The sequence below is a fragment of the Bradyrhizobium sp. KBS0727 genome, assembly GCF_005937885.2.
In the GTDB taxonomy this organism is placed as follows: domain Bacteria; phylum Pseudomonadota; class Alphaproteobacteria; order Rhizobiales; family Xanthobacteraceae; genus Bradyrhizobium.
The window spans coordinates 3,257,451-3,280,680 of sequence record NZ_CP042176.1; the positions used below are offsets into that span (position 1 = coordinate 3,257,451).

The 23,230-nt window shown below is 62.9% G+C and carries 27 protein-coding genes; 13 read left to right on the forward strand and 14 right to left on the reverse strand.

What is annotated here, in order from left to right; translation table 11 throughout:
- Positions 1–51 precede the first annotated feature (51 nt).
- Together FFI89_RS35185 and FFI89_RS35190 are read left to right on the forward strand one after the other, a co-directional pair.
- Entirely contained in the window at positions 52–447 is a 396-nt protein-coding gene (locus tag FFI89_RS35185; protein WP_256379184.1) for a GGDEF domain-containing protein, read from the forward strand.
- Positions 447–632, forward strand: a complete 186-nt coding sequence (locus tag FFI89_RS35190; RefSeq protein ID WP_256379185.1) for a diguanylate cyclase — start codon at positions 447–449, stop codon at positions 630–632. The genes FFI89_RS35185 and FFI89_RS35190 overlap by 1 nt, the downstream gene beginning before the upstream one ends.
- Positions 633–695: 63 nt before the next feature.
- On the opposite strand, the gene FFI89_RS14875 is transcribed toward FFI89_RS35190, so the two are convergent.
- Positions 696–1,052, reverse strand: coding sequence for a PilZ domain-containing protein (locus tag FFI89_RS14875; RefSeq protein ID WP_138837719.1), 357 nt, complete (start codon positions 1,050–1,052; stop codon positions 696–698).
- A 155-nt stretch (positions 1,053–1,207) separates the two neighbouring features.
- Positions 1,208–2,110, reverse strand: a complete 903-nt coding sequence (locus tag FFI89_RS14880) for a dioxygenase (protein WP_138837721.1) — start codon at positions 2,108–2,110, stop codon at positions 1,208–1,210.
- Between the two features lie 150 nt (positions 2,111–2,260).
- Between FFI89_RS14880 and FFI89_RS14885 the strand changes: the two genes are divergently transcribed.
- From FFI89_RS14885 to tsaA, 5 genes are all read left to right on the forward strand, one after another.
- Entirely contained in the window at positions 2,261–3,184 is a 924-nt protein-coding gene (locus FFI89_RS14885; protein WP_371722516.1) for a lytic transglycosylase domain-containing protein, read from the forward strand.
- 197 nt (positions 3,185–3,381) lie between these two features.
- Positions 3,382–4,119, forward strand: a complete 738-nt coding sequence (locus tag FFI89_RS14890) for an AzlC family ABC transporter permease (protein ID WP_138837727.1) — start codon at positions 3,382–3,384, stop codon at positions 4,117–4,119.
- A complete protein-coding gene (locus FFI89_RS14895; protein ID WP_138837729.1) occupies positions 4,116–4,460 on the forward strand; it encodes an AzlD domain-containing protein in 345 nt (114 codons plus the stop codon). The genes FFI89_RS14890 and FFI89_RS14895 overlap by 4 nt, the downstream gene beginning before the upstream one ends.
- Before the next feature lie 57 nt (positions 4,461–4,517).
- Positions 4,518–5,489 (forward strand): tripartite tricarboxylate transporter substrate binding protein, encoded by a 972-nt coding sequence (locus tag FFI89_RS14900; RefSeq protein ID WP_138837731.1) that lies wholly within the window; start codon positions 4,518–4,520, stop codon positions 5,487–5,489.
- Between the two features lie 106 nt (positions 5,490–5,595).
- On the forward strand, positions 5,596–6,087 hold the full coding sequence (tsaA, locus tag FFI89_RS14905) for a tRNA (N6-threonylcarbamoyladenosine(37)-N6)-methyltransferase TrmO (protein WP_138837733.1): 492 nt from the start codon (positions 5,596–5,598) through the stop codon (positions 6,085–6,087).
- Between the two features lie 131 nt (positions 6,088–6,218).
- Here the strand turns inward: tsaA and FFI89_RS14910 are convergent, their stop codons facing one another.
- The 4 genes from FFI89_RS14910 to FFI89_RS14925 all read right to left on the reverse strand — a co-directional run bounded on the left by FFI89_RS14910 (position 6,219) and on the right by FFI89_RS14925 (position 9,282).
- Positions 6,219–6,641, reverse strand: a complete 423-nt coding sequence (locus FFI89_RS14910; protein WP_138837735.1) for an HIT family protein — start codon at positions 6,639–6,641, stop codon at positions 6,219–6,221.
- Between the two features lie 51 nt (positions 6,642–6,692).
- Complete coding sequence (locus FFI89_RS14915; RefSeq protein WP_138837737.1) at positions 6,693–7,940, reverse strand: GNAT family N-acetyltransferase; 1,248 nt, start codon at positions 7,938–7,940, stop codon at positions 6,693–6,695.
- Between the two features lie 106 nt (positions 7,941–8,046).
- Complete coding sequence (locus FFI89_RS14920) at positions 8,047–8,799, reverse strand: glycerophosphodiester phosphodiesterase family protein (protein WP_138837739.1); 753 nt, start codon at positions 8,797–8,799, stop codon at positions 8,047–8,049.
- Between the two features lie 15 nt (positions 8,800–8,814).
- On the reverse strand, positions 8,815–9,282 hold the full coding sequence (locus FFI89_RS14925) for a RidA family protein (RefSeq protein WP_092508244.1): 468 nt from the start codon (positions 9,280–9,282) through the stop codon (positions 8,815–8,817).
- Positions 9,283–9,521: 239 nt separating this feature from the next.
- On the opposite strand from FFI89_RS14925, the gene FFI89_RS14930 reads away from it, so the two are divergent.
- The gene (locus tag FFI89_RS14930; RefSeq protein WP_138837741.1) at positions 9,522–10,388 is read left to right on the forward strand and encodes a cell envelope integrity EipB family protein; all 867 of its coding nucleotides are present in this window, start codon (positions 9,522–9,524) and stop codon (positions 10,386–10,388) included.
- Positions 10,389–10,511: 123 nt separating this feature from the next.
- Here the strand turns inward: FFI89_RS14930 and FFI89_RS14935 are convergent, their stop codons facing one another.
- Positions 10,512–11,819: a DNA polymerase IV gene (locus FFI89_RS14935; protein ID WP_138837743.1), complete on the reverse strand. Its 1,308-nt coding sequence runs from the start codon at positions 11,817–11,819 to the stop codon at positions 10,512–10,514.
- Positions 11,816–12,115, reverse strand: a complete 300-nt coding sequence (locus tag FFI89_RS14940) for a DUF3572 domain-containing protein (protein ID WP_138837745.1) — start codon at positions 12,113–12,115, stop codon at positions 11,816–11,818. Before FFI89_RS14940 ends, FFI89_RS14935 begins: the two co-directional genes overlap by 4 nt.
- Positions 12,116–12,366: 251 nt before the next feature.
- On the opposite strand from FFI89_RS14940, the gene FFI89_RS14945 reads away from it, so the two are divergent.
- Together FFI89_RS14945 and FFI89_RS14950 are read left to right on the forward strand one after the other, a co-directional pair.
- Complete coding sequence (locus tag FFI89_RS14945; protein ID WP_027538546.1) at positions 12,367–12,732, forward strand: response regulator; 366 nt, start codon at positions 12,367–12,369, stop codon at positions 12,730–12,732.
- 12 nt (positions 12,733–12,744) lie between these two features.
- The gene (locus FFI89_RS14950; RefSeq protein WP_138837747.1) at positions 12,745–14,118 is read left to right on the forward strand and encodes a PleD family two-component system response regulator; all 1,374 of its coding nucleotides are present in this window, start codon (positions 12,745–12,747) and stop codon (positions 14,116–14,118) included.
- A 41-nt stretch (positions 14,119–14,159) separates the two neighbouring features.
- Here the strand turns inward: FFI89_RS14950 and FFI89_RS14955 are convergent, their stop codons facing one another.
- Together FFI89_RS14955 and FFI89_RS14960 are read right to left on the reverse strand one after the other, a co-directional pair.
- On the reverse strand, positions 14,160–15,377 hold the full coding sequence (locus FFI89_RS14955) for a serine hydrolase (RefSeq protein ID WP_138837749.1): 1,218 nt from the start codon (positions 15,375–15,377) through the stop codon (positions 14,160–14,162).
- 99 nt (positions 15,378–15,476) lie between these two features.
- Positions 15,477–16,076, reverse strand: coding sequence for a TetR/AcrR family transcriptional regulator (locus FFI89_RS14960; RefSeq protein ID WP_168213161.1), 600 nt, complete (start codon positions 16,074–16,076; stop codon positions 15,477–15,479).
- A 206-nt stretch (positions 16,077–16,282) separates the two neighbouring features.
- Between FFI89_RS14960 and FFI89_RS14965 the strand changes: the two genes are divergently transcribed.
- The 3 genes from FFI89_RS14965 (at position 16,283) to FFI89_RS35195 (ending at position 19,738) form a co-directional block, all read left to right on the forward strand.
- Positions 16,283–17,515 carry an MFS transporter gene (locus FFI89_RS14965; RefSeq protein WP_138837753.1) on the forward strand — a complete coding sequence of 411 codons (1,233 nt, stop codon included), beginning with the start codon at positions 16,283–16,285 and terminating at the stop codon, positions 17,513–17,515.
- 599 nt (positions 17,516–18,114) lie between these two features.
- Positions 18,115–19,431: an ammonium transporter gene (locus tag FFI89_RS14970; RefSeq protein ID WP_305764656.1), complete on the forward strand. Its 1,317-nt coding sequence runs from the start codon at positions 18,115–18,117 to the stop codon at positions 19,429–19,431.
- 178 nt (positions 19,432–19,609) lie between these two features.
- Complete coding sequence (locus tag FFI89_RS35195; protein WP_256379186.1) at positions 19,610–19,738, forward strand: hypothetical protein; 129 nt, start codon at positions 19,610–19,612, stop codon at positions 19,736–19,738.
- 98 nt (positions 19,739–19,836) lie between these two features.
- On the opposite strand, the gene FFI89_RS14975 is transcribed toward FFI89_RS35195, so the two are convergent.
- From FFI89_RS14975 to FFI89_RS14990, 4 genes are all read right to left on the reverse strand, one after another.
- A complete protein-coding gene (locus FFI89_RS14975) occupies positions 19,837–20,367 on the reverse strand; it encodes a hypothetical protein (RefSeq protein ID WP_138837757.1) in 531 nt (176 codons plus the stop codon).
- 197 nt (positions 20,368–20,564) lie between these two features.
- On the reverse strand, positions 20,565–20,732 hold the full coding sequence (gene rpmG, locus FFI89_RS14980) for a 50S ribosomal protein L33 (RefSeq protein ID WP_027537094.1): 168 nt from the start codon (positions 20,730–20,732) through the stop codon (positions 20,565–20,567).
- Between the two features lie 188 nt (positions 20,733–20,920).
- Complete coding sequence (locus FFI89_RS14985; RefSeq protein WP_138837759.1) at positions 20,921–22,246, reverse strand: LLM class flavin-dependent oxidoreductase; 1,326 nt, start codon at positions 22,244–22,246, stop codon at positions 20,921–20,923.
- Between the two features lie 212 nt (positions 22,247–22,458).
- Positions 22,459–23,196 (reverse strand): NUDIX domain-containing protein, encoded by a 738-nt coding sequence (locus FFI89_RS14990; protein WP_138837761.1) that lies wholly within the window; start codon positions 23,194–23,196, stop codon positions 22,459–22,461.
- Between the last annotated feature and the right edge of the window lie 34 nt (positions 23,197–23,230).

Below are 23,230 nucleotides of genomic sequence, written 5' to 3' on the forward strand. Positions count from 1 at the left end.
CCGACGGCCGCCACATCCGCGCACTGTTCGGTGCAGAAAAACGGCGGCCGAATGCTGACCTATTGCGATGTGACCGATCTGGTTCACAACGCGCAGCAGATGGAGACGCTTGCGACCATCGATTCGATGACGGGTCTGTGCAACCGGCGGCATTTTCTGGCGCTGGCCGCCGCGGAGTGGAGCCGCTTTCAACGCTATTACCGGCCGCTGTCCGTTCTGATGATCGCCGTCGACCACTTCAAGTCGGTCAACGACCGTTACGGACACGCCGTCGGTGACGAAGCGCTGATAGCGGTCGCCAATGCCTGTACGGAAGGCAAGCGAACCTCCGATATCGTGGGCCGGCTAGGCGGCGAGGAATTTGCGATGCTGTTGCCGGAGACCGATCTCGACCAGGCCAGGATCGTGGCGGAACGGATTCGCAAGCGCGTCGCTGCCGATCGTTGATGGCTCACGCGGTCCACTTCAACGTCACGGCCAGTGTCGGCTTTGCGGCCGCGACCGTCAGCATGTCGGGATTTGAGGCTTTGCTGAACGCGGCAGACCAGGCGCTTTATCAGGCCAAGGAGCAGGGCCGGAACCGGATCGTAGCATGGTCGCCGCCACCGGCCGCGAAACTTGCCGCGGAATAATCCATAGCGTTTTCAAGCGAAGTGGATACCGGTTCGCGTTAAGAAAACGCGTCAAATAAGGCTCTACCGATCGCTCAGCAGTTCCTGGATACGGCGCTGCAACTGGCGCTTCTTGATTTCGCTCTTGCGCAGCCGCTCCTCGAGATCGGAGACCGGGGCGGCGGGGCTTTCCGCCCGAAAGGCAACGCCGACAAAATTGTCGCGCCACCAGATCACTTTGGCCAGGAACGAGCGGCCCTTGCGCGCGATGCGCAGCGATATCTGCTCCTTCGGCAGCGTGACGGCATTGCTGAATTCGATGGTCGCGCCGTGGTCGGAGATGTTGCGGACGATGCAGTCGCGCGTTGCGCCGCGCTCGCCGATTTCGGCGACGCCGCCATACATCACCTTGTTGCGCGCGCTCTGGCGTCGGTCCGGCATTGATTAATCTCCCAGCAATCGGGGAGACTTTTACGCGGCTTTGTTCCCCGCGTAAGGCCGACCTAAGCAAAATGCGCCGTTAACGTAAATTTACGGCAGATGTTATCGGGCGCATTTTGCGACGGCTGGGGCGCGTACGCCGCGGGCGGTCCGGCTCACACGGTGACCTTGGCGTGGATCGGCGCCACCGGACGCCGCGCCTCGCCGGGCTCCAGGACGAAGCGCTGGTCGAGCGAATACCAGGGGGCCGCAAGGCCTTCGCCGGAAGGCTCGTCGTGACGCCGATAGTCGCCGATCAGCGCGCGGGTGACGCCAAACTGCACGTCGGAATCAAGATGCTCGTCGTCAGGCGAGTAGATTTGCGAGATCATCGTTTTGAAGCCGGGCTTGTAGATCATGAAGTGCAGGTGGGCCGGCCGGTAATGGTGGCGGCGGGTCGCCCGGACCAGATCGCCGACGGGCCCGTCGATCGGGATCGGATATCCGGCCGGCTTCACGCTCAGGAACTGAAAGCGGCCGGACGCGTCGGTCATGAAGCGTCCGCGCAGGTTCATCTCGGCCTGCGCCGGGTCCTGGTTCTCGTACAGTCCTTCCGGTGATGAGTGCCAGACGTCGACCTCGGCGCCCGCCACCGGAACGCCCTCCCGGTCGGTGACGCGGACGTCCACGGCGAGCCCGGGTCCCGGCGTGGGCGAACGCATCAGCGTATCGCCGCTGGCGCACATCGGCTGGTCGTCGCGCCAGAACGGACCCAGCAGGTTCGCCTGGGTTTCGGTCTGGCCGTTATCGCCGTTGTTGAGCAGGCAAACCAGCGCGGATACGCCGAGCGAGCCCGCCATCAGCACCACCTCGTTGTGCGAAGGGGTGGTCTTCTGGCCCATCGCCGCGATGATCCGCACAGCCTCCTGAAACTCCCGTTCGCTGAGGCGGACCTCGCGCACGAAGCCGTGCAGGTGCCGCACCAGCGCCAGCAGGATTTCACGCAGGCGCGGGTCCTCGGTGCGGCCAAACGCTTCAATGACGGCGTCGGTGACCGCGGCCTGGTTTTCGATGATCATGGTTCACCCCGTGGCCTCCGCTCTCATCTGCGCGCCATTATTGTCGTTAAAAGTTGGACGGCGCCTTCAGGTGTCAAGCTCGATCCGGTACTCTAGATAGACCACATGCGATCAGTCCATCCCATCCGCGCCATCCTGTGCCTCGCCGGGATGGTGTTGTGGCAGTCGCAGGCGCTGGCGGAGGATACGCCCCCCGCATTGGCCGGCATCGCCCGGCCGAGTGTCGAGGAATTGGCGATCCCGCTGCAAAAGCCGGCCGAGGCGGCGCGCGAAAGCGAAGCGCGCGAGGCGATGTGCCTGATGATCGAATCGGCGGCGAGAGCGGCCAGCCTGCCGCTGGAATTTTTCGCGCGGGTGATCTGGCAGGAGAGCCGCTTTCAGCCCGATGCGGTGGGCCCGGTGACGCGGAGCGGCGCGCGCGCCCAGGGCATCGCGCAGTTCATGCCGGGAACCGCCAGCGAGCGCCGGCTGCTCGATCCCTTCGATCCCGTGCAGGCGCTGCCGAAATCCGCCGAATTTCTCGGCGAGTTGCGCAGCCAGTTCGGCAATCTCGGGCTGGCGGCGGCGGCCTACAATGCCGGGCCGCGGCGGGTGCAGGAATGGCTCGCAGGCTCAGGCCCGATGCCGCAGGAAACCCGCAACTACGTTTCGGCCATCACCGGCTCCACGGTGGAGGACTGGCGAGAGGCAGGACGCAGCGGCAAGATACCCGAGCGCGCGGGGACATCGAGCTGCCGCGAACTGATGGCGCTGCTCCGGCGCGCGCCGAATCCGTTCGTGACCGGGCTCGAACAGCATATCACGTTGGCCGCCGCCAAACTGTGGGGCGTGCAGCTCGCGGCCGGCTTCAGTCGCGACAAGGCGCTGGCGATGTATGCGCGAGCGATGAATCGGCTCAGCGGCGTGATCGGCGATCAGGATCCGAGCCTGCTCTCATCGGTCATGCGCAACCGCGGCACGCGATTGTTCTACCAGGTGCGGATCGGCGCCGACACGCGCCCCGCGGCCGACGACCTCTGCAACCGCATCCGCCGCGCGGGCGGAGCGTGCTTCGTGCTGCGAAACCGGGCGTGATTTGTCCCGTCATTCCGGGATGGTCCGAAGGACCAGACCCGGAATCTCGAGATTCCGGGTTCGATACTGCGCATCGCCCCGGAATGACGTTGTGAAGTTGTCGTCGCCTGCATAACTGCCCTGATCCTCCACTTGCTTGACGCCACCTGCTTTCCCCAGCCCTATGCCATCGACGACTCACACCTCATTCGGTCCCCGTGGCGCTACCTCCACTCGACTCCCAGAGATGGCAAAGCTCGCTTCGCGCGTTCGGCTGGGGCATGCGGTGCACCGGCTCGACGGTGCTCGCGCTGGTGCTGTTCGTCACCTATATCGGCATCGGCGCGCTGTCCCACGATACGCATTTCAGCCTGGCCTGGGCGCTGACGGCCACGCTTCTGGTATGGGCGGGGCCGGCGCAGATCATTCTGATCTCGACGCTCGGTTCCGGCGCGACCGTCGTGCAGGCGGCCATCGCCGTGACCGTCACCGCGATCAGGCTGTTTCCGATGGTGGTGTCGGTGCTGCCGATGACGCGGACGCCGACCACCAAGCGGCGACACCTCATTCTGGTCGCGCATTTCATTGCCGTCACGATGTGGGTGGAATGCTATCGCTTTCTGCCGCAGGTGCCACGCGAACGGCGAATTGCTTTCGTGCACGGGCTCGGCACCGGCCTGGTGTGCATCGGCCTGACGGCAACGACGATCGGCTATCTGCTGGCCGCCAACCTGTCGCAGCTGTTTGCCGCCGCGATCCTGCTATTGACGCCGCTGGCGTTTCTGTTTTCCACCGCACGCAACTCCCGGGAAGTGGCCGACGTCGTGGCATTGGTGCTCGGACTGGTGCTGTATCCGGTGGCGTCGATGATGAACAGCGGCGTCGATATCCTCGTCAGCGGCGTGGTCGCCGGCACCGTCGCCTATGGCGTTCACCGATGGAAGGCGCGCGCATGAGCGACTTCATCGGCGATTGGCACGCGCTGTTGGTCCTGCTGGTCGCGGGCGTCCTTCCCAACCAGATATGGCGCATGCTCGGACTCTGGTTCGGTGGCGGGCTCGACGAGGGTTCGGAATTGCTGGTGTGGGTGAGGGCGGTCGCGACCGCCGTTCTGGCCGGTGTCATCGCCCAAATCGTGGTGCAGCCGCCCGGCGCGTTGGCGAGTGTGCCCGACTGGCTGCGCTATAGCGCGGTCGTGGCGGGCTTTGCGGCGTTCATGCTGTCGCGGAAATCGATCTTTGCCGGCGTGGTTGCCGGCGAGATCGTCATGCTGGCGGGCAAATGGTGGCTCGGTTGATTGCAGCGGCGACATAATGCGGTACTCTCGGACATAAGAAAATTCAGGGGGAACGGCATGAATTGGCGCACCTTATCGGCTCTGGCTTGCGGCCTGGCGCTGGCCGCGCCGCAAGGCCACGCGGCGGAATATCCGACGCGCGCGATCAAGCTGATCGTGCCCTATGCCGCGGGTGGACCGACCGACGTGCTCGGCCGCATGATCGGCGATTATCTCGGCCGCGACCTCAAACAGACGGTAGTGGTCGAGAACAAGGCCGGTGCGCAGGGCGCGATCGGCGCCGAAGCTGCGGCGCGCTCCGAACCCGACGGCTACACGCTGTTCTTTACGGCGGCTTCGCTGTTCGTGCTCAATCCGCAGCTCTACAAGAAGCTGCCGTATGATGCCGACAAGGATTTCCGGATGCTGGCCGTCATCACCGATCTGCCGGTTCTCATGGAGATTCACCCCTCCGTGCCGGCCAAGACGGTTGCGGAGTTCGTGGCCTACGCCAGGCAAAATCCCGGCAAACTCAATTTCGGATCGGCCGGCACCGGCGGCACCACCCATCTTGCCGGCGAGATGTTCAAGCAGATGGCCGGCGTCGACATGGTTCATGTCGCCTACAAGGGCGCAGGTCCGGCGCTGACCGATTTGCTGTCCGGCAATATCCAGTTGATGTTCGATACGCTCGGCACCGCGCTGCCGCCGGTCAAGGCCGGACTGCTGCGGCCGCTCGCGGTCAGTTCGGCGCAGCGCATCGCGGAGCTGCCCGACGTGCCGACCATGGCCGAGAGCGGCTATCCCGATTATGCCGTCAGCGTCTGGTACGGCGTCGCCGCGCCGTCTAAAGTGCCTGGCGATGTCGTGCAAAAACTCAAGGCCAGTCTCGACCGCGCCTTGAGCGATGACACGTTCCGCGCCGCGCTCGACAAGGTAGGCTTCACGCCGCTGCGCCCGAAGAGCCAGGCCGAGATCGACAAATTCGTGACAACCGATCGCGCGCGGTGGGCCGCCGTGATCAAGGCCCTCAACATCTCACTGGATTAGTGTTTTCGAGCGAAGTGGGTACCGGTTCGCATAGCAATCAAGTTTACGCAGATAGCGTAGACTTATCTGCGGTAGAAAACGCGTCAAAACGCAAGAGCATCAAGTCATGGTTCGGGAAAGTGAACTCCGCGACGGCGAACTCACCGTCGATATGCCACCGGCCCGCGATGCCGGCCTCGTCTTCATCGGCCGCATCCGCACGCCGTGGACCTCGCGCCTGGAGACGCCACGGCAGGGTCGCCACGACGGTCCGGTCTGTCGCCTCGAGATTTTCGAGCCCTGGGTGCCCGCGATCAAGGGTGTCGATTTCTATTCCAATCTCGAAGTGATCTACTGGCTGCATCTGTCGCGGCGCGACCTGGTGCTGCAGAGCCCGAAGAACAACCAGAAAACGCGCGGCACGTTCTCGCTGCGCTCGCCGGTGCGGCCCAATCCGATCGCCACCTCGATCGTCAAGCTGGTCGGGATCGAGGGCAATGTGGTCCTGGTGCGCGGCCTGGATTGCCTCGACGAGACGCCGCTACTGGATCTGAAACCCGATCGCTGCGAATTCACGCCGCTGGCGCCCCCGCAGGCCGGAGATTTCGAGACGGAGTGATTGATTTGTAGCCTGGATGAGCGAAGCGACATCCGGGGCCATTGTGAGACGGGTCCCGGATTTCGCGGAGCCTGTCATCGGGCGCGCATTCGCGCGACCCGTTGGCTCATCCGGGCTACGAGGTCTCGACTCTACCCCAGCGCCGCGATCAGCTTGGTTGCGTTGTCTTCCAGCACCTTGACGTCTTCCTTGCGACTGGCCGGCGGCAGCAGGGCGACGCCGTCATGGCGCGGCATCACATGCATGTGCAGGTGGAACACCACCTGTCCGCCGGCGGCTTCGTTGAACTGCTGCACGGTAATGCCGTCGGCATTGAAGGCCTTCATCGCCGCTGCAGCGATCTTGTGGGCGCCGCGCGCGACATGGGCATAGTCGTCCGGCTTGATGTCGAGGATGTTGCGGGCAAGTGCCTTGGGGATGACAAGCGTGTGGCCGGGCGAACGCGGCATGATGTCGAGGAAGGCCAGCACGTGCTCGTCCTCATAGACCTTGTGGCAGGGAAACTCGCCGCGCAGGATCTTTGCGAAGATGTTGTTGGTGTCATAGGCGGGCATGGCGTCTTCCCTTCACGTTTCGTCTCGATCTCATTTCGGTAGCAGAACGGGTCAGGCCTCGTCGACGGCCTTGCGGAATGGTCCGGCTTCGGTCAGTTCGCGTCCGACCTCGGCCACATAGGCGCGTTCGCGCTTCAGGTAATCCGCAATGGCCCGCCGCAGGTCGGGATCAGCGATGTAATGCGCGGAGTAGGTGGTTTGCGGCAGGTAGCCGCGCGCCAGCTTGTGCTCGCCTTGCGCGCCGGCTTCCACCGTTTTCAGGCCGCGTTCGATCGCAAACTCGATGGCCTGGTAGTAGCAGACCTCGAAATGCAGGAACGGGTGGTGCTCGACCGCGCCCCAGTTGCGGCCAAACAGCGCGTCCGAGCCGATGAAATTGATGGCGCCGGCAATCCAGCGGCCATTTCGTTTGGCCATCACCAGCAGCACGTCCCGGCTCATGCTCTCGCCGATCAGCGAGAAGAAGCTTCGGGTGAGATACGGCCGGCCCCATTTGCGCGAACCGGTCTCCATATAGAATTCGAAGAACGCGTCCCACGCGTCCTCGGTGATATCAGCCCCGGTCAGCCGGTGGATCGTGATGCCGGAGGCCAGCGCCTCGCGCCGTTCGCGCTTGATCGCCTTGCGATGGCGCGAATTCAGCGTGGCGAGGAAATCGTCAAACGTCTCGTAGCCGCCATTGCGCCAGTGGAACTGCTGGTCGTTGCGCTGCAGGAAGCCGTGCTCGCCCAAAAACTTCGCTTCGGCTTCGGGCGCAAAGGTCACATGGACGGAGGAGGCGTTGGTGGCATTGCACAGTGCCATCAGTCCGCTCGCCAGCGCCGTGCCGATCCGCTCGTGGTCGACACCGCCGCGGATCAACAGCCGCGGCCCGGTGGCGGGCGTGAACGGCACCGAAGCCTGCAGTTTCGGGTAATAGCGGCCGCCGGCGCGCTCATAGGCATCGGCCCAGCCGCGGTCGAAGACATATTCGCCTTGGGAATGCGATTTCAGATAGCAGGGCACGACACCGACGATGGCGCCATCGAGCCTTGCCAGAAGATGCCGCGGACCCCAGCCGGTGCGCGCGCAGGCCGAACCGGAGGCTTCGGCGGCCGCGAAAAAAGCGTGAGAAACGAATGGGTTATAGCCAGGCTTTGCATCGGCAGACGAGCAGCCTTGCGCGCCAGGTGAAGCCAGGGTGTCGAGATTTTCAAGGCTGGCGGGATCAGGACGCGGATTGGCGCAGGCGTCCCAATCCTCAGCCTTGATGTCGCTGGCGGAGCGGACGGCTTCGAGGGTGATTTCGGATAACGCCATCGAGAATTCAGACCGGTCCCGTCGTGCAATCAGCCGGCGCGTATGGCGACCAACCCTCTGAAAGATCGTGCATTGCAGCGACGACTTCAAGTCCGCCGCGAGCGGATCAGGTTCCCGGCAGAAAGCCTTCAAAGATCATCTGGTCGGCATATCGGGCGGCGCGCGCGCGCTGTTCCGGCGTGCGCACGGTCCAGCTCAGCAGCGGCAGGCCGAAGACGTTGCGGGCGATCCAGGGCGCTACCGCCGGCAGCTCGTTGACCCAATAGGCGACGAAATGCGGCCGGGTGCGGAACGCATGGCGCAAATGCGTCATGCCCCGGCGCTGCTCGGCTGACGCTTCCGGCCATTCGGCCTCGGTATATTCGTGCTCGGCGACGATGCCGCGGACGAGCTGGGGCATGAGCTCCCGGAGCGCCATCACTTGGTCGGGATCAAAGGACATGCCGACCGCCGGTCCCGAATAGCCGCCGAGCACCTCCGCCATTCGCTTCACCAGTCTGCGGTCGCCGTCAAAATGGCTCTTCACCTCGATCACCAGCGGCACGCGGCCGGCGACCAGTGTGCAGAGGTCGCCGAGCGTGATCATCCGCTCGTCCGTGTTCTTGAACCTGACCGCCTTGAGTTCGGCCGCGGTCTTGCCGCGCAACGCGCCGGAACCTTCGGTGAGGCGTCCGAGCGCGTCGTCGTGATGTACCATCGCTTCGCCATCCGCGCTGAGCTGGATGTCGCATTCGATCGCGAAATTCGCGTTGACGGCGGCCAGGGCGGCCGCCGGCATGTTCTCGATGATGCCGCGCGCGACATCATGCAGGCCGCGGTGAGCGACCGGCCGCGCCGTCAGCCAATCCGGGGCGCGCACCGCCACCGCTCCGCTTTAGGATACCTCGAAGATGCCGTCGACTTCGACGGCGGCGTCGGAGGGCAGGGAGGCGACGCCGACGGTGGTACGGGCATGGCGGCCCTTGTCGCCGAAGGCCTCAACCATCAGGTCGGAAGCGCCGTTCAGTACCTTGGGACCGTCGAGGAAATCGGGCGCTGAGTTGATGAAGCCGCCGAGCCGTACCACCCGCACCACCTTGTCGAGATCGCCCAGCGCCGCCTTGACCTGCGCCAGCAGGTTGACGCCGCAACCCTTTGCGGCGTGGTAGCCTTGTTCGATCGTGACGCCGGCGCCGAGCTTGCCCTTGGCGATGAGCTTGCCTTCGCCGTCGGCGCAAACCTGGCCCGAAACGAACAGCAGATTTCCGGTGCGGACGAAGCCGACGTAATTGGCCATGGCGGCGCGGGGCTCCGGCAGGGTGATGCCTTGTGCCGCCAGCTTCTGTTCGACCGTACCCGCCATGTTTCCGTCCCCGATTGGTTTGACTGTTTCTGTGCCTGATCAGGCGCATTGTTTCGCGCATCGCGCCGTCTGTTGCAAGCGAGGGCGAAAGGGCGTCGCGTGCCGATAATCACGCCGAAATCGCTGAAAAACGTGGCAGGGCGGCGTCAAAATACTACGTTTTCGTGAAGCCGCCCTAGTTGCGACGCAATAGAGCCGTCACTAATGTAACGAATCTCCCATCGAGGAAAAAACAGAACATGGCCAGCTCGCTCCCGATTCCGGTCCGCGCTTTGGTGTTCTCGGTTGCCGCCACCTTCGGAGCCGCGTTCACCCACGTGCCGGCGGTCGCCGCCGCCGGCGGGCCGTTTCTCTCCCATCAGGCGCTGTATGAATTGAGCCTCGTGAAGTCGCGCGGCTCCAACGCCATCAGCAACGCGCGCGGGCGGATCCTCTACAATTTCTCCGGCAGTTCCTGCGAGGGATACACCTCGGAATTCCGTCAGGTGTCGGAACTCGACAGCGGCGAGGGCAAGCTGACGCTGAGCGATTTGCGCTCGTCCTCCTGGGAGGACGCGGCCGGCAAGAGCTATCGCTTCAAGATCGATACAAGGATGAACGATAGCGATTCCACGCCCGTCGATGGCGTGGCCGAGCGCGTCGGCGATCACATTACGGTCAAGCTGAAGCAGCCGGTGACGAAGACATTCAACCTCGACGGCAAAGTAGTGTTCCCGACGGAGCAGATCCAACACATCATCGCCGCGGCCCGCGAAGGCAAGTCGGTGCTGGAGCTCACAGTCTATGACGGCTCCGACAACGGCGAAAAGGTCTACAATACGCTGTCCGTCATCGGACAGCCGATCCCGGGCACCCGCAACATCGCCTCGCCCGATCCTTCCACCGCCAACGATCAGATGAAGACGCTGACGCGCTGGCCGGTCACCGTCAGCTATTACGACCGCGACGCCAAGTCCAAGGACGGCGAGCAAACGCCGGTCTATGCGATGTCGTTCGAGCTGTTCGAGAATGGCGTCTCCCGCGCACTGGTGCTCGACTACAACGACTTCGTGATCTCGGGCGCGATGGGCAAATTCGACGTCAAGGATTCCAAGCCGTGTAAGTGACGTTCAGGGCGCAAAGCGCCCTGAACGTCATGCGCGGGCTTGACCCGCGTATCCACGTCTTTGGTGCTGCACGAAGAAAGACGTGGATGGCCGGGTCAAGCCCGGCCATGACGAAGGATGGATTTACTCCTCCTCTTCATCCTCTTCTTTCTCCGGCCCCTCATACGCAATGCCCCGGATCACGGCGGCATTGCCGAACTTCTTCCGAAGATTATCCATCGCCCGTTCGGCGTGGGCCGAGCGGCGGTCGAGCATGTCTGAATCCTCGGCCTGGGCGCCCGGGCGCAGCGCGCTGACTCCGGTGCCCATCAGGCGAAAGGACGTGCCGTCGATCTCCCTGGCCAGCATCTCTCGCGACACCGCAAAGATTTTCGCGGCGAGCTGGGTCGGTGTCTGGATCGATTGCGAGCGGGTGCGCTGGCGGAAATCGGCGGTCTTCAGTTTCAGCGTGATGGTGAGGCCTGAAAGTTCGCTGCTTTTCAGCCGCGAGGACACTTTCTCCGACAGCCGCCACAGCAATTTTTCCAGCGTGGCGAAGTCCTTGATGTCCTTCTCGAAGGTGGTTTCGTTGGAGATGGTCTTGGCGCCGCGATCGGCCACCACCAGGCGCTCGTCGATACCGCGCGCCAGCCGCCACAGCCTGCGGCCTTCCGTGCCGAACTGCTTCATCAGTTCGACCTCGTCGGCGCGCTGCAGATCGGCGATGGTGCGAAAACCCCGCTGCTGCAGTTTTTCCTGCGTGGCAGGCCCGACGCCGTAGATGAAGCCGACCGGTCTGTCGGCCAGCATCTCGCGGGCCTCGTCCTGGTCGAGGGCTGCAAAGCCGCGCGGCTTGTCGAGATCGGAGGCGATCTTGGCGAGGAACTTGTTGCAGGACAGGCCGACGGACACGGTGATGCCGATGTCGCGCTCGACGTCACGGGCAAAGCGCGCCAGCACCTTGGCCGGGATCATGCCGTGGACGCGCTGGGTGCCGGAAAGGTCGAGAAACGCCTCGTCGATCGACAACGGTTCGACCAGCGGCGTCAGCGTCTGCATGGCGTGGCGCACCTCGCGGCCGACCCGGACGTATTTTGCCATGTCGGGCCGGATCACGACCGCCTGGGGGCAAAGCGCCAGCGCCTTGAACATCGGCATCGCCGAACGCACGCCGAAGGTCCGGGAGATGTAGCAGGCCGCCGACACCACCCCGCGCTTGCCGCCGCCGATGATGACGGGTTTGTCGGCGATAGCGGGGTTGTCGCGCTTTTCGACGGTGGCATAGAACGCGTCGCAGTCGATATGGGCCAGCGTCAACGAGGGCAGAGCGCGGTGGCGGACCAGCCGGGGCGAGCCGCATTTGCCGCATCGGATGGCCTTGATGTCGAGGTCGCCGAAGCAATCCCGGCAAAAGCAGCGCGGACCGTCAAGTGCCGGCGCCGGCGCGCTCACGGCACGTCGCGCTCCCAGTCCGGGTCGCCCAGCACCTGGCGGGCGGCGGCGACGTTGGTCGGGTGGAGTTGCGAGGCGTCGGCAAAGGCCTTCACGGTTGCGTCATCGCGCATGACGAAATCGAGCACGGATGCCAAAAATTGCGGATTGGCGGCGGCGGTTCGCAGCGTCTCCGGGCCCAAGCCGCTTTCAGCCAGAAATAGCCCCAGCCGCTCGGGATCGCCGGCGACGAAGGTCAGCGCTTGAATCGCAACGATTTCAGCTACTTCGCGGGGGGTGTGAACAGGCTTTTTCAACAGGCGGTTTGCCTTTCCGTTAACTTATGGGCTCTACTTTGAAACCATCATGCCCGAGTCTGCGGAGTGTGTTCAAGCAAGTGAAAACCGCTTTGCAGAAAGAAGGCACGTGGGTTTAACGGGTTAGAGCGAATCTGACGCTAGTTTGATTTCACTTTTCGACAAGGGCGGCGGCGGTGCAGGGCGCACCGAAAGGCCAGGCCCGGTCGTTGCGGTTGTAGTTACGTTTCCTGGGGCAAGGGAGGGACGGGATGGCCAAAACCGTCCTGATCGTCGAGGACAACGAGCTCAATATGAAGCTCTTTCGCGATCTGTTGGAAGCGCACGGCTATCAGACCTCGGGCACCAGCAATGGTTTCGAGGCGCTCGATCTCGTCCGCAAGCTTCGCCCCGACCTGATCCTGATGGATATCCAGCTGCCGCAGGTATCCGGCCTCGAAGTGACGCGCTGGATCAAGGACGATCCGGAACTGCGCGCCATTCCGGTGGTCGCGGTGACCGCCTTCGCGATGAAGGGCGACGAGGAACGCATCCGCGAGGGCGGCTGCGAGGCGTATTTGTCCAAACCAATTTCGGTCGGCAAGTTTATTGAAACGGTGCGACGTTTTATCGGGTAGGAGTGAGTTTGGATGTCTGCGCGTATCCTGGTCGTCGATGATGTTCCCGCCAACGTCAAGCTGCTGGAAGCCCGTCTGTCGGCCGAATATTTCGACGTGCTGACCGCTGCCAACGGTGCCCAGGCGCTGGACGTGTGTTCGCGCGCCGAATGCGACATCATCCTGCTCGACGTCATGATGCCCGACATGGACGGTTTCGAGGTTTGCCGCCGGCTGAAGTCCAACCCGGCCACGCATTACATTCCGGTGGTGATCGTCACGGCGCTGGACAGCGCGGCCGATCGCGTCCGCGGGCTCGAGGCAGGCGCCGACGATTTCCTGACCAAGCCGGTGTCCGACGTTGTGCTGATCGCGCGCGTCCGTTCATTGACGCGGCTGAAGATGATGACCGACGAGCTGCGCATGCGCGCCATCACCTCGCTGGAAATCGGCATGGAGGCACCGGAGCGCAGCGCCGTCGCCGACAAGGGCCTCGGCGGACGAATCCTGCTGGTCGACGACCGGCCGTCGTCCTACGAGCGGCTGGCGCCGATCCTTGCCGCCGAGCACACCGTCGATGTCGAGACCAATCCGGCGGAAGCACTGTTTCATGCCGCCGACGGCAACTACGACCTGCTGATCGTCTCGCTCAGCCTGGAGAACTATGACGGGCTGCGGCTGTGCAGCCAGGCGCGCTCCCTGGAGCGTACCCGCCAGATGCCGATCCTTGCTATTTCCGATGCCGACAACAACACGCGGCTGCTGCGCGGGCTTGAAATCGGCGTCAACGATTACCTGCTGCGCCCGGTCGACAAGAACGAGCTGCTGGCGCGGGCGCGCACCCAGATCCGCAAGCGGCGCTACACCGACCATCTGCGCGACAATGTGCAGAACTCGATCGAAATGGCGATCACCGACGCGCTGACCGGGCTGCATAATCGCCGCTACATGGAAAGCCATCTGCAGACGCTGGCCGAGCAGGCCTCGAGCCGCGGCAAGCCTCTGGCGCTGATGATCATCGACATCGATTTCTTCAAGGCCATCAACGACAATTACGGTCACGACGCCGGCGACGACGTGCTGCGCGAATTTGCGGTGCGGATCCGCAAGTCGATTCGCGGCATCGATCTGGCTTGCCGCTACGGCGGCGAGGAATTCGTCATCGTGATGCCGGAAACCGACCTTCACGTCGCCGGCATGGTGGCGGAACGGCTGCGCCGCTCGATCGCCGGCGAGACTTTCGCCGTCAACAAGGGCGCCAAGCGCATCGAGGTCACGATCTCGATCGGGCTGACGACGCTGGAGCGCAAGGGCGAGCCGGTCGCCGACGTGCTGAAACGCGCCGACACCGCGCTGTACCGTGCCAAGCACGACGGCCGCAACCGGGTGGTTTCCGCGGCGGCGTAGCCGTTGTCCCCGCGAATGCAAGGACAACGGAAGTCGCTGCGTCAGGCGACGGCCCTGGCGCCTTGTTTGACGGCCTCATACGCTAGCCGCTTGAACTCGAACGAGAACGGATGGACGAACGCCATCTGGCGCTGTGCCATCATCACGCCGGCCATGTTGCGCTTCGGCGAGATCCACCATTGCGTGCCGGCCACGCCGCCCCAATAGAATTCGCCTGACGCATCGGGATGATCGAACGCCGAGGGCTTCAGGATGAGCCCGCCGGCCAACCCATGCGCCTTGCCGGGCTGTTCGCCCATCATGGCAAAGCGGATCCACTGGCCATCGGGCAACTGGTTGGTCATCATCTGCGCGATCGTCTCCGGCTTGAGCAGGGTACGGCCGCCGGGCAACAGGCTTCGGATCAACGCGACCATATCGGGCATTGTCGAGACCAGACCACCACCGCCATTGAGCCTTGCGACAGGGTGCAGATAGGCGCCGGGGAAGGGCGCATTGTCGGTACGGGTGAGGCCCGGCTTCATCGGCTCCATCAGGTCGGCGCCGGCGTAATACGCTACCAGCCGTCCCTGATCTTTCTCCGGAACGACGAAGCCGGTATCGACCATGCCCAGCGGATCGAGGATCCGGGCCTTGATGAACGTATCAAAACTCTGGCCGCTGATGACTTCGACCAACCGTGCCACCACGTCGATCGCGAGCGAGTATTCCCATGACGTCCCCGGCTGATAGATCAGCGGCAGGTCGGCCAGCACGTCTACCATCTGCGCCAGCGTGGTCATGGGATTGTGGACGCCGCGCTCGTTGAGCGCCTTGAAGATGATGGTGCCGGGATCGAAAAAGCCGTAGCTCAGACCGGAGCTGTGGCTCAGGAGCTGACGGATCGTGATCGAGCTCTTCGCCGGTTCGGTGTCATCCAGCGAGGTCGCGCCAGGGCGTAACACCTTCCGATTTCCAAGCTGCGGAATATACTTCTCGATGGGATCATCAAGTCCGAATTTTCCTTCCTCGAACAGCAGCAGCGCCGCGCAGGAGGTGATCAGCTTGGTGTTGGAAAAAACCCGGAAAATATGGTCGGTGCGAAGAGGCGTCTGCGCTTCCTTGTCGGCCCATCCGACGCAGTTCACGTCCACCAGATCCCGGCCGACCATCACCGCCCAGGAAATGCCGGACAGCAGGTTGCCGTCGATATAGCGCTGCATGGCCGCACGTGCCGGGTTGAAGTCGTAACCATCAGCGGTCACTTTCAGGTCTTCCATGGTGTTTCCTCTGCTGCCGCTTTCTTGTGGCTGAGGTACCTACCACATGGCCACACTGAATGGCCACGGCCCAAGGTTGGAGGGTCACGGGTAAAGAGTTCAAATCGGGGAGGATGGCCGAGGCCTTTTCGTCGCAGGGTGCGGCTTCGGTGCGACTGCACCGCTGCCGACCTTCACCCCGGCATTCTCCAGCAGCACCGCCGCGGCTTGCTTGGCCGCGCGCGCCATCGCGGGGTCGTTGCGGACGAGGTCCTGGGCGATCGAGCCGTCAACCAGCAAAGCGAGCTGTGTTGCCAATCCCTCGGCATCGGCGACGCCGAGCTCTAGCAGCAGATCGCGGAACCATAGCCTTCGGCTTTCCTTGAAGGCGACCGCGATCTTGCGCACCGATTGGTCCTCGCTGCCGAGTTCGGCGACCGCGTTGACGAACGGGCAGCCGCGAAAATCCTTGGCCGAGAATCGCCGTTCCAGCGAATCGAAAGTACCGAGAATCTGTTCGGCGGGCGGTTTCTCCGATGGCCGCGGCGCCACGAAGCGCCGCGCCAGATAGGCCGAGATCAGCGCGTCCTTTGACGGAAAATGATTGTAGAGCGTGCGCTTGCTGATGCCGATTTCGGCCGCGATGGTGTCGACGCCGACAGCGCGAATCCCCTGCAGGTAGAACAGCCTGTCCGCGGTTTCCAGGATCCGGTCCTTCATGGCAGGCTTTTGCATTGCAGGCTTTTGCATCGAAGGTTTTGGCGTGGAGGTTTTGGTGTGCGGGGGTGGCATGCGAATCCGCGAGGTCGGTTGGCCTTGACAGCAGGACCACTCTATATCCTATTTACACAGGTCTGTGTACCCATTTCAGACGCCAAATGCAGGACGCGCCTTTCGTGCCGCGGCCCCAAGGGAGAATAAGAACAATGCCCCTGCTGCAAGTCCTGCGCCCCACGCTGCCCATCCTGATCGGCGCCTCGCTGATGCTGACGCTGAGCATGGGCCTGCGGCAATCGCTCGGCATCTTCATGCAGCCGCTGACTCATGACATCGGCATATCGGTCTCCGACTTCACGCTGGCGATTGCCGTGCAAAACCTCGCCTGGGGTTTTCTCCAGCCGCTCGCCGGCGCGATGACGGTGCGTTATGGCTTTCGCAGCATCATGGTGATCGGCTCGTTGTTTTACATCGCTGGCCTGACGTTGATGGCGGGCGCGCACGGCTTTCTCAGCGTCATGATCGGTGGCGGCGTGCTGATCGGCATGTCGCTGGCCTGCACCGCGGCGGCGATTGCGATGTCGGTCGCAGCGCGCGCGGTGCCGGCGACGGTGCGCAGCACAGTGATGGGCCTGGTGTCAGGGGCGGGATCGCTCGGCGCCCTGTTGTCGGCGCCGCTCGGGCAGATCCTGAATGAAGGCTATGGGTGGCGCGTGGGCCTTGCAGGGTTCGTGGTGCTGGCGCTGGCGATGATTCCCGCGGCCTGGTTTGCCGGCGGCGTCGACCGGATTCCGCTGCCGAAGCCGGCGTCGGACGACATCGGTAACACCTCGGCCAGCGTCGCGGTCAAGGTCGCATTCTCCAACCCGTCCTTCGTGGTGATGACCTGCGCCTATTTCGTCTGCGGCATGCAGCTCGTCTTCCTCACCACGCATCTGCCGTCCTATCTGGCGATCTGTGGCATGGACCCGATGCTGAGCGCGCAGACGCTCGGCATGATCGGTGGCTTCAACGTGCTCGGCAGTATCTTCTTCGGCTGGGCCGGCCAGCGCTGGAACAAGCTGGCGCTGCTCGGCGGCATCTACATCGTCCGTTCCATCGCGCTTGCCTGGTACTTCACGTTGCCGCCGACGCCGGCCACGACATTGCTGTTCGGCGCCATCATGGGTTTCCTGTGGATGGGCGTTGGGCCGCTGGTGGCGGGTGCGGTCGCCGAAATGTTCGGCCTGAAATGGCAGGCGATGATCCAGGGGCTCGCCTTCATGAGCCATCAGCTCGGCAGCTTCCTCGGCGCCTTCGGCGGCGGGGTGCTGTACGACCAGCTGGGCTCCTACACCATGGCCTGGCGCATCGGCGTCGCGCTGGGTCTCGCCGGTGGAATCATCCAGGTCGCATTCGCGCTGATCCGGCCGAGCGGGCCGCCGCTGTTGCGAACGGCGTAAGGCTGACCCGGAGGTAGCTTAAAAAGAGGCAGTGGAAAGTGCTGCCTGCGTTTTAAGCAATTGTGCCGTTAAAAGCGGCAGAAAACCAGAACGCCTTCGCACGGGAAGCCAAAAATCGATGATAATTCATTTGGTTAACCGAATGCCTTCGATGGCATGAATCTTGTCTGACCAAGGTTAAGAATCGGGTTCGGGAAACGTCATCGACATCGTCCGCCCTTGGTTGAACGTCAGGGGAAGGCAGGTAGTTCATGAGGCTGGCAGCCGCCAATCCCCAGCCATTTCAACTCGACGTTGCCGCGACGTCGAGCATCCCGAGTCTTTTGCCCAAAATCGGCGTTGATCCTGCCGTCGCCGCTCTAGGCACCGGACGGTTCATGCGCGCCATTCAAGACAGTCTCAGAAACAAACTAAAGGGCGCACCAATTTTCGCATCGTGCTGATGGCGCGCCGTTCGCATTCGCATGGGAGAGATCGACAAAGTGGCTGGGTAAACCTTCACCGACATCCGTAGGAGAGAGACGATGGGACACTGGAAATACACGTGCCAAAGACTCGCGCCTTTCGTGGTTGCACTCTTGGGGATTGCGCTTTTCTGCATGCTGTTCGGTGACATCGCGCTCGCGGAAGACGCGGGGCCGCCAGCCTGCGGTGGCAAGATTCTCGAGAAGTGTACACCCAACTCCGGCGATACCGCATGGATGCTGACGTCGGTCGCGCTCGTCTTGATGATGACCGTTCCGGGTCTCGGCCTGTTCTATGGTGGCATGGTGCGCAAGAAGAACGTGGGCGACACGGTGATGACCAGCTTTGCCGTCACCTGCCTCGTCACCATTCTGTTCGCGCTCTTTACCTACAGTATGGCGTTTCGCGCCGGCTCGCCGTTCATCGGGGGCCTGGATAGGATGTTCTTGAAGGACATCCTGAGCGACATCGGCAAGGGAGGTATCGGCAATCCCAATCCGCTCGCCGCGACCATTCCTGAGAGCGTGTACATCTGCTTTCAGATGACGTTCGCCATCATTACGCCAGCGTTGATCGCCGGCGCGTTTGCCGAGCGGATGAAGTTCTCGGCCATGCTCTGGTTCATCGGCCTGTGGGCAATTTTCGTCTATGCGCCGATTGCGCACTGGGTCTGGGGACCCGACGGCATCTTCTCCGCCGGCAACGACGCCGCGTGGGTGAAAGTGCTGGATTTCGCCGGCGGCACTGTCGTGCATATCAACGCCGGTGTTGCTGGGCTGATGTGCGCGATCATGCTTGGCAAACGGAAAGAAACCGGGCCGGCGCACAACATGGTGCTCACCTTCATCGGCGCCTCCCTGTTGTGGGTTGGCTGGTTCGGATTCAACGCCGGCTCCGCCGTGACCGCGGGCATGCAAGCCGGAATGGCGATGCTGGTAACCCAGATTGCTACCGCAGTTGCCGGCTTTACCTGGATGCTGGTGGAATGGGCGCTGAAGGGCAAGCCGACCGTCGTCGGCATCTGCTCGGGCGCGGTCGCCGGCCTTGTCGCGATTACGCCGGCTTCCGGCTTCGTCGGGCCGGTCGGCGCCTTCGCCATCGGAATCGCGGCAGGCGTCTTCTGCTACTGGGGGTGCACCGGCTTGAAGCGCTTGTTCAGCTATGACGACGCGCTGGATTGTTTCGGCGTTCATGCGATCGGCGGCATCGTCGGGGCGCTTCTGACCGGGGTGTTCGCGGTCGAGCAATACGGTGGAACCCCAGGCGCTCTGGAGGGTAACGTTGGACAGTTCTTCAACCAATGCATCGGGGTGGCCACCGTTTTCGTTTATGACGCCGTCGTCAGCCTGATCATCCTTTTCGTGGTCAAGATGTTCGTCGGTCTTCGCGTGACGCAAGACATCGAGCGGGAAGGGCTGGACCTCGCGCTGCACGGAGAAGTCGTGCAATAATATAGAGTCAAGGCAGCGTCCTGCAGCGCCGGCGTTCATCGCCGGCCGTTGTGGAAAAAAAGCTGCCCCTGAACCGGGCTGGAAACGATCGAGGCGGCCAAAACCTCGATGGGGGTGTTGGGTCCAGCCAGTTCTAACTACTTTACTGCTCGCGGTGATCACTCGGCGAGGAGATCACATGAACTGGTTCTATTGGAACACAGCTTGGTCGCTGTTCTTCAGCCTCGTTTGGTTCATGACCATCACGCATAATCCCGAAGCGCGGATCTCTGATGCGCATTTGCGCGATGAGGCCTTCGGCGGCTGAATGAAGACCTACGTTACAAAGCGGATCGGGCCGATACCACGGACGCCCGAGCGCTCTTCGCCGTGCCAACCTGTCCCGAGACATCGCGACGGGCTAGTCTAGCTCCGATAGAAGCGCCACATCCTGAGGAATGTTCGGTGGATCACATCCGGCGGCTGATCGAACGGCTCCAGACTGATCCGCAAGGCGCCATTGTGGTCCATGCGCCAAGGTAGGCGCATCAGCAGGCGATAGATTGGCTGCTTGCGCCAATCGACGACGAGAGCGCTGCGGAGCGGTGCGTTGAGCACAATCTGCAGCTCATGGACCGTCATCGCCCGCTCGGCGATCTGAACGACATCGATGCGCTCGATGGCCCGCCAGCGTATCAATCCGAAGGCCTGGATGAAGATGCCATATTGATTGGCGCCGATGGTCGGCCGCCCGGTCTCCAGCAGGGGGATGTTGTAGTAGGTGAAGCTGGCCGCTGCCACGGCAGGCAATGACCAATAGATGGCGCCGGTGATCCAGGTGGCCGTGCAGAATATCGCAGCCAGCGCAGCACTGATGTAGACGGGAAAGTAGATGTCTTCGCGCACATAGGCGACCGAGTAGCCACCGGCATTTCGCTCGTCCAGGGTTGCGCTCATGTGAACCCGATGCCCAGGGCCTACCAGAGAGGCACAAGTCGGCGCGGCGGAATCGCTTAACTCAACACGGTGTTCGGAAACCGGTTCCCGAGCGAGGATAACAGTGCGCGGGTCCTGGTGCCACCTTGCGGGTGGCGGGCCGCAAAATGAAAACGGGGCCGCAAGGCCCCGTTGAACTCAGTACCATGCCAGCGGTCTTACTTGATCTTCGATTCCTTGAACTCGACGTGCTTGCGCGCGACCGGATCGTACTTCTTCTTGACCAGCTTGTCGGTCATGGTGCGCGAATTCTTCTTGGCGACGTAATAGAAGCCGGTATCCGCCGTGGAAACGAGCTTGACCTTGATGGTGACCGCTTTGGCCATGTTCGGAACCTCAAAAATGGGGGTGTCAGGCGCCGGCCAAATCGGCCTGCATTTGCCGCGCAACCTACCGTCGATCCGCCCAAAGTCAAGGTTTTCGGGGCAAAAACCAGCCTGATTCCGGGTGGAATCCATGCTTTTGCGCGTATTCTGATCGCAAAACCGGTACCCACTTTTGTGGAATAGGCGCGCTAGGCCTCAAAGAACCGGTTTTTCGGCCGCGGCAGCCCCAAATTCTCCCGCAACGTCCGGCCCTCATATTCTTTGCGGAAAATCCCGCGCTTCTGCAGTTCCGGCACAACCTTGTCGACGAAATCATCCAGGCCCGCGGGCAGGAACGGGAACATGATGTTGAAGCCGTCGCTGCCGCGGCTGGTTAGCCATTCCTCCATCTGGTCGGCGATGGTCACGGGCGTGCCGACAAAGGAGAGCCCGCCATAGCCGCCGACGCGTTGCGCGAGCTGGCGCACCGTCAGCTTGTCGCGGGCGGCGGCGTCGACGAGGCGCTGGCGACCGCTCTTGCTGGCATTGGTCTCGGGGATCGGCGGCAACTGCCCATCGGGGTCGAAGCCGGAGGCGTCGGTGCCGAGCTGGACCGACAACGAGGCGATGGCGCTGTCGTAGTGCACCATGCTGTCGAGTTTCGCGCGCTTCTCCTTGGCCTCTTCGACGCTGTCGCCAACCACGACGAAGGCGCCGGGCAGGATCTTCAGGTGCTCGGGATCGCGGCCGATCTTTTCCATGCGCCCCTTGATGTCGGCATAGAGCTTCTGGCTGTCGGCAAGGCTGCCACCGCCGGTGAACACGGCTTCCGCGGTTTCGGCCGCAAGCTGCTTGCCGTCCTCGGATGCGCCGGCCTGCACGATCAACGGCCAGCCCTGAACGGGGCGGGCGATGTTGAGCGGGCCACGGACGGAAAGATATTTTCCCTTGTGGTTGAGCACGTGCATCTTGGCGGGATCGAAATACAGGCCCTGTTCGACGTCGCGCACGAAGGCGTCGTCGGCGAAGGAATCCCACAGGCCCGTAACGACGTCATAGAATTCACGCGCCCGCTTGTAGCGCTCGGCGTGCTCCATATGGTCGTCGAGCCCGAAATTCAGCGCGGCGTCCGGATTGGAGGTGGTGACGATATTCCATCCGGCACGGCCGCCAGAGATGTGATCGAGGGAAGCAAAGCGGCGGGCGACATGATAGGGCTCGTCGAACGTCGTCGATCCCGTTGCGATCAGGCCGATATGTTCGGTGGCGCCGGCCAGCGCCGACAGCAGCGTGAACGGCTCGAACGAGGTCACGGTGTGGCTGCGTTTCAGCGCATTGACCGGCATGTTCAGCACGGCCAGATGGTCGGCCATAAAGAAGGCGTCGAACTTTCCGGCCTCCAGTTTCTGGATCAGTTTCTTGATATGCGGGAAATTGAAATTGGCATCGGGCCACGCGCCCGGATAACGCCACGCGCCGGTGTGGATAGAGACCGGCCGCATGAACGCGCCGAGCTTGAGTTGCCGCTTCGCCATTTGCCCCATTCCGAACTGTTATTGTTGGGACAGAGATAGGGATGCGAACAAGACGGCGCTATCCGGATAGCCCGAAAAGAATATTGCAATTTGAGGGATGTCCGCAGGACGTTTTCAGCGTCATTGCGAGCGAAGCGAAGCAATCCATCGCGCGGCAGAAGCAAGAATGGATTGCTGCGTCGCTCACGCTCCTCGCAATGACGGTCGGAGGCTTACGCCCCCAGCACGTCCTTCTGCATCTTGCCGCCGTAGAAATGGAAGAACGGCACTGGCGCGTCGTGGTGCAGCGGACCGGTGGCGAGGCGGCGGTCGAGCTCGGCCAGCACGTTCTTGGTCATGGCATGGGCATCGGCCAACGGCTTGGAGCCGATCTCGACCCAGACCAGCTCCACCAGCTCGGCATCGGGATGAATCACGCCCTCGACGCGATGGGCGATCGCGGATGCATCCGCGGTGAAGAAGCGGGTGTCGAAGCGGCGGACGCGGCCGGGCGGGGTGATCGCACGCGCAATCAGGAACAGGCTGGACGGATCGGGCAGCAGACCCGCGTCGCTGAACGGCTTCCAGGCGCCTTCGAGCGTCACCTTCGTGTCGACCTTGCGGCCGAGGCAGAGGCCGGTTTCCTCGCAGGCTTCACGAATCGCGGCGACCGCGAGCGCGCGTGCGCGCGAAGCTGCGATCTTGGGGCTGCCCTTGAGCAGGTTGGACTCAAGCTCCGGCGTAATCGGGGCGGCGACGGGGACGCGGTTGTCTGACTTGTCGACGCGGCCGCCGGGAAACACGAACTTGCCCGGCATGAACACCACATTGTCGTGGCGCTTGCCGACCAGCACCTTGGGCTTTTCCCCGGAACGATCGATCAGGATCAGTGTCGCCGCGTCTTTCGGCCGGAAATAGGGATGATGGTCGGCTTCTTTTTCTTCCTTGGGCGCCGTCGCAGCTTCGGTCATTCCATCCCCGTTCATGCTTTTGTTATTGGTGGTT

What these genes read in the sequence shown, in the direction of transcription:
- FFI89_RS14930 (WP_138837741.1), top strand. Translation starts at nt 9,522, where the DNA reads ATGGCCAGCTCGCTCCCGATTCCGGTCCGCGCTTTGGTGTTCTCGGTT.
- FFI89_RS14880 (WP_138837721.1), bottom strand. Translation starts at nt 2,110, where the DNA reads ATGATCATCGAAAACCAGGCCGCGGTCACCGACGCCGTCATTGAAGCG.
- FFI89_RS14900 (WP_138837731.1), top strand. Translation starts at nt 4,518, where the DNA reads ATGAATTGGCGCACCTTATCGGCTCTGGCTTGCGGCCTGGCGCTGGCC.
- FFI89_RS14960 (WP_168213161.1), bottom strand. Translation starts at nt 16,076, where the DNA reads ATGAAGGACCGGATCCTGGAAACCGCGGACAGGCTGTTCTACCTGCAG.
- FFI89_RS14950 (WP_138837747.1), top strand. Translation starts at nt 12,745, where the DNA reads ATGTCTGCGCGTATCCTGGTCGTCGATGATGTTCCCGCCAACGTCAAG.
- FFI89_RS14970 (WP_305764656.1), top strand. Translation starts at nt 18,115, where the DNA reads ATGCTGTTCGGTGACATCGCGCTCGCGGAAGACGCGGGGCCGCCAGCC.
- FFI89_RS14965 (WP_138837753.1), top strand. Translation starts at nt 16,283, where the DNA reads ATGCCCCTGCTGCAAGTCCTGCGCCCCACGCTGCCCATCCTGATCGGC.
- FFI89_RS14925 (WP_092508244.1), bottom strand. Translation starts at nt 9,282, where the DNA reads ATGGCGGGTACGGTCGAACAGAAGCTGGCGGCACAAGGCATCACCCTG.
- FFI89_RS14915 (WP_138837737.1), bottom strand. Translation starts at nt 7,940, where the DNA reads ATGGCGTTATCCGAAATCACCCTCGAAGCCGTCCGCTCCGCCAGCGAC.
- FFI89_RS35190 (WP_256379185.1), top strand. Translation starts at nt 447, where the DNA reads ATGGCTCACGCGGTCCACTTCAACGTCACGGCCAGTGTCGGCTTTGCG.
- FFI89_RS14945 (WP_027538546.1), top strand. Translation starts at nt 12,367, where the DNA reads ATGGCCAAAACCGTCCTGATCGTCGAGGACAACGAGCTCAATATGAAG.
- FFI89_RS14885 (WP_371722516.1), top strand. Translation starts at nt 2,261, where the DNA reads ATGGTGTTGTGGCAGTCGCAGGCGCTGGCGGAGGATACGCCCCCCGCA.
- FFI89_RS14910 (WP_138837735.1), bottom strand. Translation starts at nt 6,641, where the DNA reads ATGCCCGCCTATGACACCAACAACATCTTCGCAAAGATCCTGCGCGGC.
- FFI89_RS14985 (WP_138837759.1), bottom strand. Translation starts at nt 22,246, where the DNA reads ATGGCGAAGCGGCAACTCAAGCTCGGCGCGTTCATGCGGCCGGTCTCT.
- FFI89_RS14975 (WP_138837757.1), bottom strand. Translation starts at nt 20,367, where the DNA reads ATGAGCGCAACCCTGGACGAGCGAAATGCCGGTGGCTACTCGGTCGCC.
- FFI89_RS35195 (WP_256379186.1), top strand. Translation starts at nt 19,610, where the DNA reads ATGAACTGGTTCTATTGGAACACAGCTTGGTCGCTGTTCTTCAGCCTC.
- FFI89_RS35185 (WP_256379184.1), top strand. Translation starts at nt 52, where the DNA reads ATGCTGACCTATTGCGATGTGACCGATCTGGTTCACAACGCGCAGCAG.
- FFI89_RS14955 (WP_138837749.1), bottom strand. Translation starts at nt 15,377, where the DNA reads ATGGAAGACCTGAAAGTGACCGCTGATGGTTACGACTTCAACCCGGCA.
- FFI89_RS14990 (WP_138837761.1), bottom strand. Translation starts at nt 23,196, where the DNA reads ATGACCGAAGCTGCGACGGCGCCCAAGGAAGAAAAAGAAGCCGACCAT.
- FFI89_RS14895 (WP_138837729.1), top strand. Translation starts at nt 4,116, where the DNA reads ATGAGCGACTTCATCGGCGATTGGCACGCGCTGTTGGTCCTGCTGGTC.
- tsaA (WP_138837733.1), top strand. Translation starts at nt 5,596, where the DNA reads ATGGTTCGGGAAAGTGAACTCCGCGACGGCGAACTCACCGTCGATATG.
- FFI89_RS14875 (WP_138837719.1), bottom strand. Translation starts at nt 1,052, where the DNA reads ATGCCGGACCGACGCCAGAGCGCGCGCAACAAGGTGATGTATGGCGGC.
- rpmG (WP_027537094.1), bottom strand. Translation starts at nt 20,732, where the DNA reads ATGGCCAAAGCGGTCACCATCAAGGTCAAGCTCGTTTCCACGGCGGAT.